Consider the following 13,507-nt stretch of genomic DNA (forward strand, 5'->3'; position numbering starts at 1 on the left):
CCGCACATTTCGCCCATTCCTGCTTCGGAGCCCTCCACTGACGACAGAGCGGATGCGCAGCATCTGCGGAGTCGGGGTCGCCTGACACCCCAAGGGACGGCGGGCAGACCGGGGTCAATGAAAATCGCCGAGGGCCCCCTCCGGGATACGGCTATTTTCGTTGATGCCGGGCGGCACGTCGGCCATCCCGGGGTCAGGTGATGGAGGTCTTCGAAGCAGGTTTCCTGCTTTGGTGAGGCCGGAGCTTAAAGCCCCTCAGACATCCCGCGCAGGCCGTGCGTGGCGGAACGGGGTGGGTGGGCGGGCGTTCCGACACGCACGGCCCAACCTCAAAGCAAAGCGCCCCTATTCGACCCGCGCTGCCGCCACGATCTCGCCCGGCCCCGGCTTCTGAACGATCACCACCGCAGGCTCCTCGCCCGGTGCCTCGACCCGCAGCTCCAGCGCCTCGGCACCGTCCCACTCGCCAAGCACCTGCCAGTCGCGCACGATGTTGTGGTAATTCACCGTCAGCCCGGCATTCTCGCCGCGCTTGATCGCCACGGTCTCTTCAGGCGCATAGCGCACCAGCTGCACCACCAGCGCGCCTTGCGCCGGCACCGGCACCGTGCCGTCGATCGCCACCTCGCCGCCATCACGGCGGGCGGTGAGCTGCATCACGGCAGGCCGCGCCTTGTGCACCTGCAACAGGTCCACCACATCCATCGGCCGGGCGCCGACCACGTGGTCCACCCCGGCAATCACCATCTGCGGCGTGTAGATCGTCCGCGCGCCCGCCTTGGCCGCATAGGCCTTCTGGCGCTTGGTATGCTCGGGCCGGGCAAAGGCATCCTTCCAGCCGATGTAATCCCAGTAGTCCACATGCAGCGCCAGCGCGATCACGCCCGGTTTCTTCGCCAGCTTGGCCAGAATCTCATCCGCCGGCGGGCAGCTGGAGCAGCCCTGGCTGGTGTAGAGTTCCACTACCACCGGCGGCTCGGCCGCGGCGGGGCCGGCGAACGCCGCGCATGCGACCATGGCTCCAAGGAGCTTTTTCATGCCTGATTTCAAGGCCATATCATCCTGCCAATGTCATCCCTTATACAGGGTTTAGACCCATAGGCCCCGAAGCGCCAATCAACGAAACGCGAGAGATGTGACAGCGCCGCCTCCCCGGCCCCTCCGGCAATTCTCTCGCGCCGCCCCCTTGAAATCCGCTTTGCATACCACAGTATACAAAAGAGACCCGGCGCGTTTGAACCTCCTTGCGGGGTGGCGCGTTGAAGGGATAATGAAAACAGGTGCAGCCACCGAAGCCAAGGGAGCCCCCCATGCCAATCACCGTCGGCCACGATACCTCCAAAACCCGCAAGACCCTCACAGTCGGCAGCCAGTCGGTCGATTACTATTCGATCCCCGCCGCCGAGGCCGCCGGTCTGGGCGATTTCTCCAAGCTCCCCGCCGCGCTCAAGGTGGTGCTGGAGAACATGCTCCGCTTCGAGGATGAAAAGACGGTCTCGGTCGATGACATCAAGGCCTTCTCCGAATGGGCCGAAAAGGGCGGCAAGAACCCCCGTGAAATCGCCTACCGTCCCGCCCGCGTGCTGATGCAAGACTTTACCGGCGTCCCCGCCGTTGTCGACCTCGCCGCCATGCGCGACGGCATCAAGAACCTCGGCGGCGACCCGCAAAAGATCAACCCGCTCAACCCCGTCGACCTCGTGATCGACCACTCGGTGATGATCGACGAGTTCGGCAACCCCCGCGCCTTCCAGATGAACGTGGACCGCGAATATGAGCGCAACATGGAGCGCTACACCTTCCTCAAGTGGGGCCAGTCCGCGTTCAACAACTTCCGCGTCGTGCCGCCCGGCACCGGCATCTGCCACCAAGTGAATCTCGAGTATCTCGCCCAGACGGTCTGGACCGACACCGACCAGGACGGCAAGGAAGTCGCCTACCCCGACACCCTCGTCGGCACCGACAGCCACACCACCATGGTCAACGGCGCCGCCGTGCTCGGCTGGGGCGTGGGCGGCATCGAGGCCGAGGCCGCCATGCTCGGCCAGCCGATCTCCATGCTCATCCCCGAGGTCGTCGGCTTCGAGCTGACAGGCAAGATGGTCGAGGGCACCACCGGCACCGACCTCGTGCTGAAGGTCGTCGAGATGCTCCGCGCCAAGGGCGTCGTTGGCAAGTTTGTCGAATTCTACGGCTCCGGCCTCGATACCCTGCCGCTCGCCGACCGCGCGACCATCGCCAATATGGCCCCCGAATACGGCGCCACCTGCGGCTTCTTCCCGATCGACGGCGAAACCCTCCGCTACCTGCGCAACACCGGCCGCGACGAAGACCGCATCGCGCTGGTCGAGGCCTACGCCAAGGAAAACGGCTTCTGGCGCGGCTCCGACTACGCCCCCGTCTACACCGACACCCTGTCGCTCGACATGGGCACCATCGTTCCCGCCATCTCGGGCCCGAAGCGCCCGCAGGATTACATCTCGCTCGACAAGGCCGCCCCGGCCTTCGCCAAGTTCATCGACGGCCTGCGCGCCGCCAAGGACGCCTCCGCCAAGGAAGAGGTCCGCTGGGAGGGTGAAGGCGGCGCACCTGAGCCGCGCGACATCCCGGGCGACACCGGCAACCACAAGAAGGGCTGGTATCGCGACGCCGAGGAGGCCTCGCACCAGTTGCATGACGGCTCCATCGTGATCGCCTCGATCACCTCCTGCACCAACACGTCAAACCCCTACGTGATGATCGGCGCAGGCCTCGTGGCCCGCAAGGCGCGCGAAAAGGGCCTCACCCGCAAGCCCTGGGTCAAAACCTCGCTGGCCCCCGGCTCGCAGGTGGTCTCCGCCTACCTTGAGGCCGCCGATCTGCAAAAGGATCTCGACGCCATCGGCTTCAACCTCGTCGGCTACGGCTGCACCACCTGCATCGGCAACTCCGGCCCGCTGGAGGCGCCGATCTCAAAGGCAATCAACGATTACGACCTCGTCGCCACCTCGGTGCTCTCCGGCAACCGCAACTTCGAGGGCCGGATCTCGCCCGATGTGCGCGCCAACTACCTCGCCTCCCCGCCCCTCGTGGTGGCCTACGCGCTGGTGGGCGACATGAACGTCGATATCACCTCCGAGCCGCTCGGCGAGGATCAGGACGGCAACCCGGTGTATCTCAAGGATATCTGGCCCTCCCAGCAGGAGGTCGCCGAACTGGTCGAACAGACCGTGACGCGTGAGGCCTTCCAGTCCAAATACGCCGATGTGTTCAAGGGCGACGAGAAGTGGCAGGGCGTCGAAGTGCCCCAGCAGGAAACCTACGACTGGCCCGCCTCCTCCACCTACGTTCAGAACCCGCCCTACTTCCAGGACATGACGATGGACACCAAGCCGATCGAGAACATCGAAGGCGCCAAGGTGCTCGCCGTTCTGGGCGACATGATTACCACCGACCACATCTCGCCCGCTGGCTCTTTCAAGGAAACGACCCCGGCCGGCAAGTACCTCACCGAACGGCAGGTGCCCGTGCGCGAGTTCAACTCCTACGGCTCCCGCCGCGGCAACCACGAGGTGATGATGCGCGGCACCTTCGCCAACATCCGCATCAAGAACGAGATGCTGGACGGCGTCGAAGGCGGCTACACCAAGGGCCCCGATGGCGAGCAGACCTCGATCTACGATGCCGCGATGGCATGGCAGGAGCAGGGCACCCCGCTGGTGATCTTCGGCGGCGAGCAATACGGCGCCGGCTCTTCCCGCGACTGGGCCGCCAAGGGCACCGCGCTGCTGGGCGTCAAGGCGGTGATCGCCGAGAACTTCGAGCGCATCCACCGCTCCAACCTCGTCGGCATGGGCGTCATCCCCTTCGAGTTCACCGGCGGCGATACCCGCAAGACCCTCGGTCTGACCGGCGAAGAAACCGTCTCGATCAAGGGCCTCGTCGGCGTCAAGCCGCTCCAAGAGGTGCCCGCCGAGATCACGATGGCGGACGGCACGGTGAAAGAGATCACCCTCAAATGCCGCATCGATACCGCTGTCGAGGTGGAATACATCGAAAACGGCGGCGTGCTGCACTACGTGCTGCGCAACCTCGCCAAGGCCGCCTGAGCCGACCAGCACCGCACCACATCAAAGGCCCCGCCTCACCGGCGGGGCCTTTTCTTATGTCGGGGCGAGCCACCCCTGAGATCACACTCCGCGCAAGCGCACATGCCCGGTCCGCGCCGCGAGCGCACCGAATACTTTCCGCGCGTCCCGTAGCGGCTTCACCCGCACCGCCTTCGGCTCCGGGCAGGAACTCACCCCATCCAAGGCCGCCTTCGCCGCCCGCCGCGCCTCCCGACGCCCGCGAAACGGCCCGAGGCTGCGGGTGTTCTCCGGCACATCCATGTCCACGAGCCAGGCGATCCAACCGCCCGCCTCGCGCGTCAGCTCGATCACCGTGGAGCCGCGCGTGGGCAGCGGCGTGTCGAGCAGGAGTGAAACTGCAAAATGTCTGGGCAGGGTCATGGCAAAATTCCCTTGAATGACTTCATAAATGAATGCCCCCAGCCTCCCACACGCCCCCTGCCCCGCGCCATCCCCGGCCCACCGAACTCACGGCGATTTCCCTGCACGTTCACGCTCCGCAAGCCGCCTCTCCTGCGCACATCCAGGCCCGCCTCCCCCTCCCCGCCTCGCGGTGCTATGCTGCGAGACGGGGCATCAGGGGAGGATGGGCCATGAGTGACGACCGCATCGAAGTCGAGAACGTGAACACACCGGGCAAAACCACCCGCGTGAACCGTCCCAAGTTCGAGGCCATGCGCGCGGCCCTGCTCTCGGTCCTGCCCACCGCGCCGCCGGGGATGAAAGTGGCCGACGCCAAGGAGGCCCTGCTGCCCGCCCTGCCGGGCGATCTCTTTCCGGGCGGCGACACTGCCGGCTGGTGGCTGAAATGCGTGCAGCTCGATCTGGAGGCCAAGGGCACCATCGCCCGCGCCGAGGCCCCGCCCGTCCGCCTCTACAAGACCTGACCCCAGACAGAAGAAGACCCCGGCCACGGGGAGGAATGCCGGGGTCTTCTCACATTGTCGGGCGAGTGGCGCCCGGAGTAGCCGGCATCGGGGAGGTCCGGCCTGTCTTGGTCTCAAATGCTTGCCTGAAATGGCCTGCGTACTTGCAAATCTCGGTCTCTAAAAACTGCGGTCCACCACAGTCCGCACCAACAGCTTTGCCACCCCGCCCCGAGTCGCGCCACGCCCGCCCCCGCGCTTTCACCGCCAATTCACGCCTGATTAACGCTGGGGCAACCCGCGCGCCGCAAAAGCCCGTCGCCGCGCGGCAAAGCCACCACCCAACTGCATTTTCTTGCTGAAAATATCCATCCCGGCCCCCGCCACCCGCGCAGCCAGCCGATACAGAATGCGCCGCGGCTACTCCCCGAGCGTCACCTCGATGCCCGCCGCCTCCAGCGCAGGCCCGAGGTCACGAGCATAGCTCGATGAGGTCACCGGCCCCGCCACGCGCAGCACGATCCGGCCCTCACCGTCGATCAGATAGGTCTCCGGCACGCCGTAAACGCCCCAGCCAAAGCCGTTGCGCCCCTCGGTATCGGCGCCAATGGCGGCATAGGGGTTGCCCAGCTCGGCCAGAAAATCCGCCGCCTTCGCCGGGTCGTCCTTGTAGTTGATCCCGTAGATCGGCACCCCCGCCTCGGCGATGGCCACGAGGTTCGGGTGCTCCACCCGGCAGGGCGCGCACCAGCTGGCCCAGAAGTTCACCAGCTTCAGCCCCTCGCCCGCCAGCAACTCCGCCGTCAGCTCCGGCTGCCCGGCAAAGCCGTCCAGCGCCAGCTCCGGCGCGGGCTTGCCGATGAAGGTCGAGGGCAAGGCCTCCGCCGCCTCCGGGTCCGCCTTGTTCGCCATCAGCTTGGGCAGAAAGATCGCGCCCAGCAGCAGCGCCACCACCGCGAAGGGCACAAAATAGAGCGGCTTCATTTGCGCGCCTCCTCCATCGCCCTGAGCCGCGCGCGCACCTTCGCGCCGCTGCGGATCGAGAGCCAGACCAGCCCGCCCAGTATTGCGATGGAGCCGCCATAGGCCGCCAGCACTTCGCCTGCGTATTTCCCCAACTCAGGCATCCGCCATCCTCGCCCGCGCCTCCAGCGCCTTGATCCGCCGCGCCCGGATCTCCGTGCGCGTGCGCAGCAGCACCAGCGCGATGAAGAGCAGCACGAAGCCCGCCATGCTCACGAAGAGCGGCACCGCGTAAACGTTGCTCACCTTCTCCTCCGTGTCCGCGCCTGTCACCGCGCCCGCCCGCAGCACCGAAGCGCCCTGATGCAGCCCCTGGTTCCAGAAGTTCACCGCGTAGCGGCTCAGGATCGCAAAGACCGAGCCAACGAGGCAGAGCACAGAGGTCAGGTCAGCCGCGGTGTCCGGATCGTCGATCGCCGCCCAGAGCGCCATGTAGCCGAGGTAGAACAAGAACAGGATCAGGAAGGAGGTCAGCCGCGGGTCCCACGCCCACCATGTCCCCCACATCGGCTGCCCCCAGACCGCGCCGGTAAAGAGCGCGATCAGCGTCATCGCCACGCCCACCGGCGCCGCCGCCTTGGCCGCCAGCGCGCTCACGTGGTGCCGCCGCACGACCCAGATCAGCGAGCAGACCAGCATCATCGCCCATGCGTTGATCGCCATCATAGCCGCCGGCACATGCAGGAAGATGATCTTCACCGTCGCGCCCTGCTTGTAATCCTCCGGCGTCGCGAAAAAGCCCCAAGCCACGCCCGCCAGCGTCACCACGGCGGCGGCCACGGCAAAAGCGGGCAGAATCCGCCCGCTGGTGGCCATGAACTTCACCGGATTTGCATATTCCCAAAGCGACATGCCGCGCACCCTAGGCCCCGTCCCGTTTCGGCTCAATACACATACCCCGGAGGTCCTTAGCGCAAGTTGATACGTATTGCCGCAGCCGAGGCGAAGGGCAGCAGCGCCACCACCCCCGCCGCCAGCCCACCGAGCAGCGCCAGCGGCGTGCCCACGGCAAAGCCCTCGGCGCCCCGCCGCGCCACCTCGGCGCCGAAGATCAGCACCGGCACGTAGAGCGGCAGCACAATGAGGCTCAGCAACAAGCCACCCCGCTTCAGCCCCACCGTCAGCGCCGCCCCGAAACAGCCAATGACCGAGAGCGCAGGCGTCCCCACCGCCAGCGAGACCGTCAGCCACACGAATCCCGGCTCCGGCAGGTGCAGCAGCACCCCCAGCACCGGCGCGGCAAGCACCAGCGGCAAGCCCGTGGTCAGCCAATGGGCCAGCGCCTTCACCGCCACCACGCCCTCCATCGGCACCGGCGCGGTTGCCAGCAGGTCCAGCGAGCCGTCCTCGTAGTCGAGCGCAAAGATCCGGTCGAGCGAGAGCAGGCAGGCCAGCAGGGCGCCCAGCCAAAGCACCCCCGCCGCGATCTCGCCCAACACGTCAGGCTGCGGGCCGACCGCGAAGGGCACCATCACCACAACGATCAGAAAGAACGCCAGCGCCAGCCCAAAGCCGCCGCCCGCGCGCACCGCCAGCCGGATGTCCCTGACCAGCAAGGCCCTCACGCTCCCAGCCCCCGCCCCGAAGAATTTTCACGAAAATTCTTCCCGTCACAAAAATCTTCGTGAAGATTTTTCCACCCCGCCCTCACAGGAAAGCCTCGTCAAACCCACCCGGCGCGGCCCGCTCCACCGCCTTGTAGCCGCCAAGCTCCAGCACCCGCGCCTCCTCCAGCCCGAGCGAGATATGCGTCGCGATCACCGCCGCCCCGCCCGCCGCCACATGCGCCCGCACCACACCGGCAAAAAGCGCCACCGAGTCCGTATCGAGCGAAACCGTCGGCTCATCCAGTAGCCACAGCGCCCGGCCCGTCACCAAGAGCCGCGCCAACCCCAGCCGCCGCTTCTGCCCCGCGCTCAGGCTCCCGGCCTGCCGCTCGGCCAGCGCCGCAAGGTTCATCCGCTCCAGCGCGTCCCCCACCTGCGCCCCGTGCAACTCCGCCCAAAAGCCAAGGTTCTCGCGCACCGTCAGCGTGGCCTTCAGCCCGTCCGCGTGGGCGGCATAACCCGCGCCCTCGCTCTCCACCTTGCCCTCCAGCGGCTCCGCGAGCCCGGCCAGCACTCGCAGGAGCGAGGTCTTGCCCACCCCGTTCGGCCCGCGCAGCACCAGCACTTCGCCGGGCACCAGCTGAAAAGTCAGGCCCTCCAGCACCGGCACCCCGCCGCGCGCCACGGCCAGCCCCTCTGCGCGCAAAAGGCTCAAACGCCGCCCACCGGGATCAGCGCCGCCGCCACCCTGCGGCCCTCGCTGAGCAGCACGTTGTAGCTGCGCGCCGCCGTGGGCGAGGCCATCACGTCCAGCCCCTGCCCGGTCAGTTCCACTGCCTCCCGCAGGCTGCGTGGCACCGGGGCAATCTCGCTGCCCATTCCGAGAAACAGCACATCGACCCGCCCGGCCATTTCCACCAGCGCGGCCACATCCTCCAGCCCGGCCCAGTCATGCAGCCCGCCCGGCCCCAGCAGCACCGGGCCGCGCACAACCTCGCCGCCCACACGCCAGAACCCCGGCCCGTAGCCCTCCACCGGCATCTCGCCCCTGAACTCGACTTCATTGATCCGCATGGCAGCCTTAATCGCCAAAGATCGGCAGCCCCGCAAGGGCCGAGGCAATGAAGACCCCATAGGCCACCGCGCGATAGAGCCTCGCCTTCTCGGGGTCGAACAGCGCCTGCCCGGCGAGGTTGCCCACCACGTAGGACGGGATCAGCATCAGCCCCAGCGCGATCCCGGGCCACACGAGCACCCCTCGCAGCGCAAAGACCACGCCCAGCATGGACACAAACAGCAGCATGAACAGCAGCGTCGTCGCCCGCACCCGTTCGGGCCGGTATTGCCCGCCGAGATAGGCCAGCACCACCGGCGGGCCGGGCATCCCGACGAAACCGCCGAGAAAGCCCGAGGCCGCGCCCACGCCGATCAGGCCCTTCGGCCCCAGCTCCACATGGTGCCGCCAGCCCGAGATCAGCAGCGCCACCAGCGCCAGCGCAAGGCCCGATACGCCCCATCTGAAAACCGCCGGGTCCGACGCGGTGAGCGCATAGGTGCCAAGCGGCAGCGCCACCACGCAGCCCGCCAACATCCAGCCCAGATCGCGCCCGCGCACATCGCGGATGGCACGCGGCAGCACCGGGGCCGAGCCGGCCACATCCACCGCGATTACGGCGGCCAGCACCCAGAGCGGCGGCAGAAAGATCGAGGCCAGCGGGATGAACACCATGCCAGTGCCGAAGCCCGCGAACCCGCGCACCAACCCGGCAAGCCCGATGATCGCCACCAGCCACCAGAGGCCCTCAGTGGCCCAGGCCTCCTGAAACGCACTCACCATCGTTGCAGGTCGGGATTTGTCCCGACGCCCCGCGACATCCGGCACATCACAAGCCGTGCAGCGCCGGCCCGCGGCGGGGCGCTCGCAACAGATGCGCATGGCACTTTAAGGTGACGTGGTAGCTCGACCTCCGTGGTCAGCGCAGCTTTCACCAAAGCGCCGCCCCGGGGGGCGGGTCGGCGCTGCACGGCGGCTGCGCCTTGATTCCGTGCAGATGCCAAGCTCACCTCACAGCCCTCCATCTCCCCCTCACCACAGCGGCAGGCTCATCACCACCGCCAGCCCGATCAGCCCATAGGCCACCTGCCGGTAAAGCCCCTCGCGCTCCGGCCGGAACAGCCCCTGCCCGGTCAGCGCCCCCGCCATGTAGACCGGCAGCACCAGGACCGCCATCCACAGCGCCTCCACGCGGATGAGCCCCTGCACCCAGAGCATCGGCAGCAGCAGCATCGAGAGCAGCGTCAGAAAGGAGATCGTCGAGGCCCGCACCTCGGCCGCGCTGCCCTGTCCGCTCAGCTTGAACAGGATCATCACCGGCCCGGTCAGCCCCGTGGCGCCCCCCAGAGCGCCCGAGGCCGCGCCAACCCCGATGAGGGCGCCGCGGGTGTCCTGCGTCTTGCGCCGCCACCCGGCGACCAGCGCCGCCAGCGTCAGCGCCGCCACGCCGCAGATGCCCCAGCGCATCAGCTCCGGGTCCACCACCTTCAAGAGCCACACTCCAAGCGGCAAGCCCACCAGCGAGGCCGCCAGCAGCACGCCCGTGTCGCGCTTGTCCGCCAGCTTCAAAGCGCGCGGCAGCACCGTGACCACCGAGGCCAGCCCCATGCAGGCCTCCAGCGTCACCGCCTCCACCGGCCCCACCCGCGCGGCGGCCACGGGCATGAAGATCAGCGCCGCGCCAAAGCCCGCGAAGCCATAGGCCAACCCCGCCGCCAGCGCCGCCACCAGCACCCAGACCAAGCCGGATGTGGCCAGCGCCGCGACGAGCGGTTCAGGCATCCGAAGTGGAAAACTGCGTGCCGCCCGGCCCGCCGTCCGACGGCTTCGACCAGTCCCGCTTGGTGCCGAGCATCAGCACCACGTTCTTGGCCACATAGACCGACGAGTAGGTGCCCACGATCACGCCCCACGTAATTGCAAAGACGAAGCCGCGGATCACGTCCCCGCCCAGCACCAAGAGCGCGATCAGCGCAATCAGCGTGGTGCCAGAGGTCATCACCGTCCGGCTCAGCGTTTCGTTCACGCTGAGGTTCATCACGTCCTGCAGGGCCATCTTCTTGTACTTGATCAGGTTCTCCCGAACCCGGTCGAAGATCACAACGGTGTCGTTGATCGAGTAGCCCACGATGGTCAGCAGCGCCGCGATGGTCGCAAGGTCGAACCGGATCTGCAGCACCGCAAACAGCCCGATGGTCAGCAGCACGTCATGGAACAGCGCCACCACAGCCCCGAGCGAGAACTGCCACTCGAAGCGCAGCCAGATATAGACCATGATCGCCCCGAGCGCCGCCAGCACGGCCAGAACCGCGCTCTGCACCAGCTCGCCGCTCACCTTGGGGCCAACGCTCTCGACGGAGGTGAACTGGATGGTCTCATCCACCCCCTTCAGAGCCGCCTCGACATTGGCGACCATCTCGTTCTCGGCACTCTCCGCGCCTTCCTGCGCCTGAATGCGCAGCATGGCCACGTGCTCGTTGGCGGCGAAGGTCGGGTCATAAACCTCGCTGATCGCCACATCGCCCAGCTCCAGCGGCTGGAGTGCATCCCGATAGGCCGCCACGTCCACAGGCTGCTCCGCCTGCGTCCGGATCGTGGTGCCGCCCTGAAAGTCGATGCCGAAGTTCAGGCCCATCAGCGCCCATGCCACGACCGAAAGCACCATCAGCACCATCGAGGCCCCGAAGGTCACCTTGCGGGCGGCGAAGAAGTTGATGTTGGTCTCTTGGGGAACCAGTCTCAAACGCATCGCTTACACCTCAATCGTCTTGGGCCGCGCCCGTTCGAACCATGTCACGATCAGCAGCCGCGTCACGTAGATCGCGGTGAAGACTGAGGTGATGATCCCGAGCGCCAGCGTCACCGAGAAGCCCCGCACCGGGCCGGAGCCGAGCACAAAGAGGATCGCGGCAGTGATGAAGGTGGTGATGTTCGCGTCGATGATCGCGCTCAGCGCCTTCTCGTAGCCGAGCGAAATGGCGCGGCTCGGCCCCTTCGCGGTTTTCAGCTCCTCGCGTATTCGTTCGAACACCAGCACATTGGCGTCCACCGCCATGCCAATGGTCAGCACGATCCCGGCGATCCCCGGTAGCGTCAGCGTGGCGCCGATGGTGCTCAGCAGGCCGAAGATCAGGCCGACGTTGATGAGCAACGCGATATTGGCGAAAATCCCGAAGAGCCCGTAGCTGAGCGCCATGAACACCAGCACGGCGGCAAAGGCCACCACGCAGGCGATGGCGCCTGCTCGGATGCTGTCCGCCCCAAGCTCGGGGCCAATCGTGCGCTCCTGCAAAAAGTCCATGCCCGCAGGCAGCGCACCCGCGCGGAGCAGCACCGCAAGGTCAGAGCTTTCCTGCACGGTGAAGTTGCCCGAGATGATCCCGGTGCCGCCCGGAATGTGCTGCCGGATCACCGGCGCGCTGATCACCTCGCCATCGAGCACGATGGCAAAGGGGCTGCCCACGTTCTCGGCGGTGTAATCGCCAAACTTGCGGGCGCCGCTGGCGTTGAAGCGGAAGTTCACCGCAGGCTGGCCGTTCTGGTCAAAGTCCGGCTGCGCGTCCACCAGCTCCTCGCCGGTCACCACCGGGTTCTCCTCCAGCACGTAATACACGCCCTCTTCCGAGGGGTCGGCGCTTGGCAGGGTCACGGTGCGGCCGGTGGCATCTGCATCGGGGCTGGAGACCCGCTGCACCACCGGGTGGAAGGTCAGCTTGGCGGTGGTGCCAATCAGGTCTTTCAGCTCCTGCGCCGAACCGATGCCCGGCACCTGAATGATGATCCGGTCGCTGCCCTGCCGCTGGATCGTCGGCTCGCGGGTGCCGACCTCGTCGACACGGCGGCGGATGATCTCGAGGCTCTGCTGCACGGTGCGCTGATCGCTCAGCTCGCGCTCTGCCTGGCTGAGCTGGACCACCAGCACATCGCCTTCGGCACTCACCTCGATATCGGTCGCGCCCGGATAGGAGAGCGAGACAACCTGCCGCGCCAGCCCCCGGACCTTGTCCATCGCGGCTGCCATCTGGTCGGAGTTCTGAACCCGGATGCGCAGCTGATCTTCGGGGCCGTCGACCCGGCGGATGGTGCCGATCGTGCCACGCTCGTCGCGCAGCGCATCGCGCACCTCGGGCCACATCGCCTTCATCCGCTCGGCATAGACCTCTTCAACCTGCACGCGGCCCAGCAAATGCGCGCCGCCCCGCAGGTCCAGCCCAAGGTTCACGAGGTTGTTAGGCAGCAGCCCCGGCCACTTGGCCGCATCGGCCTCCAGCTCGGGCGTGGCCCCGCCACTCTCGATCGCCGCCACGGCGTCATTGTGGCTCTCCACGCGGGAGTAAAAGGCGTTTGGCATCGCCACCAGCAGCCCAACGGCCACCAGCAGCCAGATCACCAGCCGGTTGAAGAAAGAAATCTGAAGCATCGTGCCCCCGCCGGTCTGTCGCCGCGCCCCGCTCGGGAGGCTGATTTATGCTTTGGCGTCTGCCGCCGGTTCGGTCTTGCTGAGCACCTGGGCCACGGTGGATTTGACCACACGCACCTTCACGCCCTCGGCGATCTCGACCTCGACCTCGTTGTCGTCACGCACCTTGGTCACCTTGCCGACGATCCCGCCCTGCGTGATCACCTGGTCGCCCCGGCGCAGCGCGGAAACCATCGCCTGATGCTCCTTCAGCTTCTTTTGCTGCGGACGGATGAGCAGAAAGTACATGATCCCGAAGATCAGGATCAGCGGGACGATAGATTGAAAGCCCTCCATGGGAGCTCCTTCTTGGTCTTGTTTTTGCGGTCCCCGCACGAGGGGCGGGCATGTCGGCGCGCACCCTATGGCCCGGTCAGGGCCGATGCAAGCGCGTGCGGGGCAGATAAGGGCGATTTGACCGGAGCGCCAGAGGGGGCGGTGAAAGTGTC

15 protein-coding genes are annotated in these 13,507 nt (G+C 67.0%); 2 read left to right on the forward strand and 13 right to left on the reverse strand.

Annotated elements, in window-relative coordinates; all coding sequences use genetic code 11:
* Positions 1 to 345: 345 nt before the first annotated feature.
* The gene (locus tag ACUXVX_RS13370; protein WP_446308686.1) at positions 346 to 1,038 is read right to left on the reverse strand and encodes a DUF1223 domain-containing protein; all 693 of its coding nucleotides are present in this window, start codon (positions 1,036 to 1,038) and stop codon (positions 346 to 348) included.
* Positions 1,039 to 1,310: 272 nt separating this feature from the next.
* Between ACUXVX_RS13370 and acnA the strand changes: the two genes are divergently transcribed.
* Entirely contained in the window at positions 1,311 to 4,088 is a 2,778-nt protein-coding gene (gene acnA, locus ACUXVX_RS13375; protein WP_446308687.1) for an aconitate hydratase AcnA, read from the forward strand.
* Positions 4,089 to 4,169: 81 nt separating this feature from the next.
* Here acnA and ACUXVX_RS13380 read toward each other — a convergent pair whose 3' ends face one another.
* Entirely contained in the window at positions 4,170 to 4,490 is a 321-nt protein-coding gene (locus ACUXVX_RS13380) for a hypothetical protein (RefSeq protein WP_446308688.1), read from the reverse strand.
* Between the two features lie 212 nt (positions 4,491 to 4,702).
* Here ACUXVX_RS13380 and ACUXVX_RS13385 point away from each other — a divergent pair, with 212 nt between their 5' ends.
* Positions 4,703 to 4,996 carry a DUF6958 family protein gene (locus tag ACUXVX_RS13385; protein ID WP_222469099.1) on the forward strand — a complete coding sequence of 98 codons (294 nt, stop codon included), beginning with the start codon at positions 4,703 to 4,705 and terminating at the stop codon, positions 4,994 to 4,996.
* A 399-nt stretch (positions 4,997 to 5,395) separates the two neighbouring features.
* On the opposite strand, the gene ACUXVX_RS13390 is transcribed toward ACUXVX_RS13385, so the two are convergent.
* From ACUXVX_RS13390 to yajC, 11 genes are all read right to left on the reverse strand, one after another.
* Positions 5,396 to 5,959 (reverse strand): DsbE family thiol:disulfide interchange protein, encoded by a 564-nt coding sequence (locus ACUXVX_RS13390; RefSeq protein WP_446308689.1) that lies wholly within the window; start codon positions 5,957 to 5,959, stop codon positions 5,396 to 5,398.
* On the reverse strand, positions 5,956 to 6,102 hold the full coding sequence (gene ccmD, locus ACUXVX_RS13395) for a heme exporter protein CcmD (RefSeq protein WP_222493365.1): 147 nt from the start codon (positions 6,100 to 6,102) through the stop codon (positions 5,956 to 5,958). Before ccmD ends, ACUXVX_RS13390 begins: the two co-directional genes overlap by 4 nt.
* Positions 6,095 to 6,850, reverse strand: coding sequence for a heme ABC transporter permease (locus ACUXVX_RS13400; RefSeq protein ID WP_222469096.1), 756 nt, complete (start codon positions 6,848 to 6,850; stop codon positions 6,095 to 6,097). Before ACUXVX_RS13400 ends, ccmD begins: the two co-directional genes overlap by 8 nt.
* Before the next feature lie 56 nt (positions 6,851 to 6,906).
* Positions 6,907 to 7,563: a heme exporter protein CcmB gene (gene ccmB / locus ACUXVX_RS13405; RefSeq protein WP_446308690.1), complete on the reverse strand. Its 657-nt coding sequence runs from the start codon at positions 7,561 to 7,563 to the stop codon at positions 6,907 to 6,909.
* A gap of 82 nt (positions 7,564 to 7,645) precedes the next feature.
* Entirely contained in the window at positions 7,646 to 8,260 is a 615-nt protein-coding gene (gene ccmA / locus ACUXVX_RS13410) for a heme ABC exporter ATP-binding protein CcmA (RefSeq protein WP_446308691.1), read from the reverse strand.
* Positions 8,257 to 8,619 carry an Mth938-like domain-containing protein gene (locus tag ACUXVX_RS13415; RefSeq protein WP_222469093.1) on the reverse strand — a complete coding sequence of 121 codons (363 nt, stop codon included), beginning with the start codon at positions 8,617 to 8,619 and terminating at the stop codon, positions 8,257 to 8,259. Before ACUXVX_RS13415 ends, ccmA begins: the two co-directional genes overlap by 4 nt.
* 7 nt (positions 8,620 to 8,626) lie before the next feature.
* Positions 8,627 to 9,379, reverse strand: coding sequence for a TSUP family transporter (locus ACUXVX_RS13420; RefSeq protein ID WP_446308692.1), 753 nt, complete (start codon positions 9,377 to 9,379; stop codon positions 8,627 to 8,629).
* Positions 9,380 to 9,631: 252 nt separating this feature from the next.
* Entirely contained in the window at positions 9,632 to 10,381 is a 750-nt protein-coding gene (locus ACUXVX_RS13425) for a TSUP family transporter (protein WP_446308693.1), read from the reverse strand.
* Entirely contained in the window at positions 10,374 to 11,348 is a 975-nt protein-coding gene (gene secF, locus ACUXVX_RS13430; protein ID WP_446308694.1) for a protein translocase subunit SecF, read from the reverse strand. Before secF ends, ACUXVX_RS13425 begins: the two co-directional genes overlap by 8 nt.
* Positions 11,349 to 11,351: 3 nt before the next feature.
* Positions 11,352 to 13,019 (reverse strand): protein translocase subunit SecD, encoded by a 1,668-nt coding sequence (gene secD, locus ACUXVX_RS13435; protein ID WP_222469089.1) that lies wholly within the window; start codon positions 13,017 to 13,019, stop codon positions 11,352 to 11,354.
* 45 nt (positions 13,020 to 13,064) lie between these two features.
* Positions 13,065 to 13,355, reverse strand: a complete 291-nt coding sequence (yajC, locus tag ACUXVX_RS13440; protein WP_222469088.1) for a preprotein translocase subunit YajC — start codon at positions 13,353 to 13,355, stop codon at positions 13,065 to 13,067.
* Positions 13,356 to 13,507: the final 152 nt, after the last annotated feature.

This window comes from Vannielia sp. SX4, from assembly GCF_052828525.1.

Excerpts from the sequence above, each read along its gene's own strand:
- ACUXVX_RS13425 (WP_446308693.1), bottom strand. The coding sequence starts at position 10,381 with ATGCCTGAACCGCTCGTCGCGGCGCTGGCCACATCCGGCTTGGTCTGG.
- ACUXVX_RS13390 (WP_446308689.1), bottom strand. The coding sequence starts at position 5,959 with ATGAAGCCGCTCTATTTTGTGCCCTTCGCGGTGGTGGCGCTGCTGCTG.
- ACUXVX_RS13400 (WP_222469096.1), bottom strand. The coding sequence starts at position 6,850 with ATGTCGCTTTGGGAATATGCAAATCCGGTGAAGTTCATGGCCACCAGC.
- ACUXVX_RS13385 (WP_222469099.1), top strand. The coding sequence starts at position 4,703 with ATGAGTGACGACCGCATCGAAGTCGAGAACGTGAACACACCGGGCAAA.
- ACUXVX_RS13380 (WP_446308688.1), bottom strand. The coding sequence starts at position 4,490 with ATGACCCTGCCCAGACATTTTGCAGTTTCACTCCTGCTCGACACGCCG.
- secF (WP_446308694.1), bottom strand. The coding sequence starts at position 11,348 with ATGCGTTTGAGACTGGTTCCCCAAGAGACCAACATCAACTTCTTCGCC.
- acnA (WP_446308687.1), top strand. The coding sequence starts at position 1,311 with ATGCCAATCACCGTCGGCCACGATACCTCCAAAACCCGCAAGACCCTC.
- secD (WP_222469089.1), bottom strand. The coding sequence starts at position 13,019 with ATGCTTCAGATTTCTTTCTTCAACCGGCTGGTGATCTGGCTGCTGGTG.
- ccmD (WP_222493365.1), bottom strand. The coding sequence starts at position 6,102 with ATGCCTGAGTTGGGGAAATACGCAGGCGAAGTGCTGGCGGCCTATGGC.
- ACUXVX_RS13370 (WP_446308686.1), bottom strand. The coding sequence starts at position 1,038 with ATGAAAAAGCTCCTTGGAGCCATGGTCGCATGCGCGGCGTTCGCCGGC.
- yajC (WP_222469088.1), bottom strand. The coding sequence starts at position 13,355 with ATGGAGGGCTTTCAATCTATCGTCCCGCTGATCCTGATCTTCGGGATC.
- ACUXVX_RS13415 (WP_222469093.1), bottom strand. The coding sequence starts at position 8,619 with ATGCGGATCAATGAAGTCGAGTTCAGGGGCGAGATGCCGGTGGAGGGC.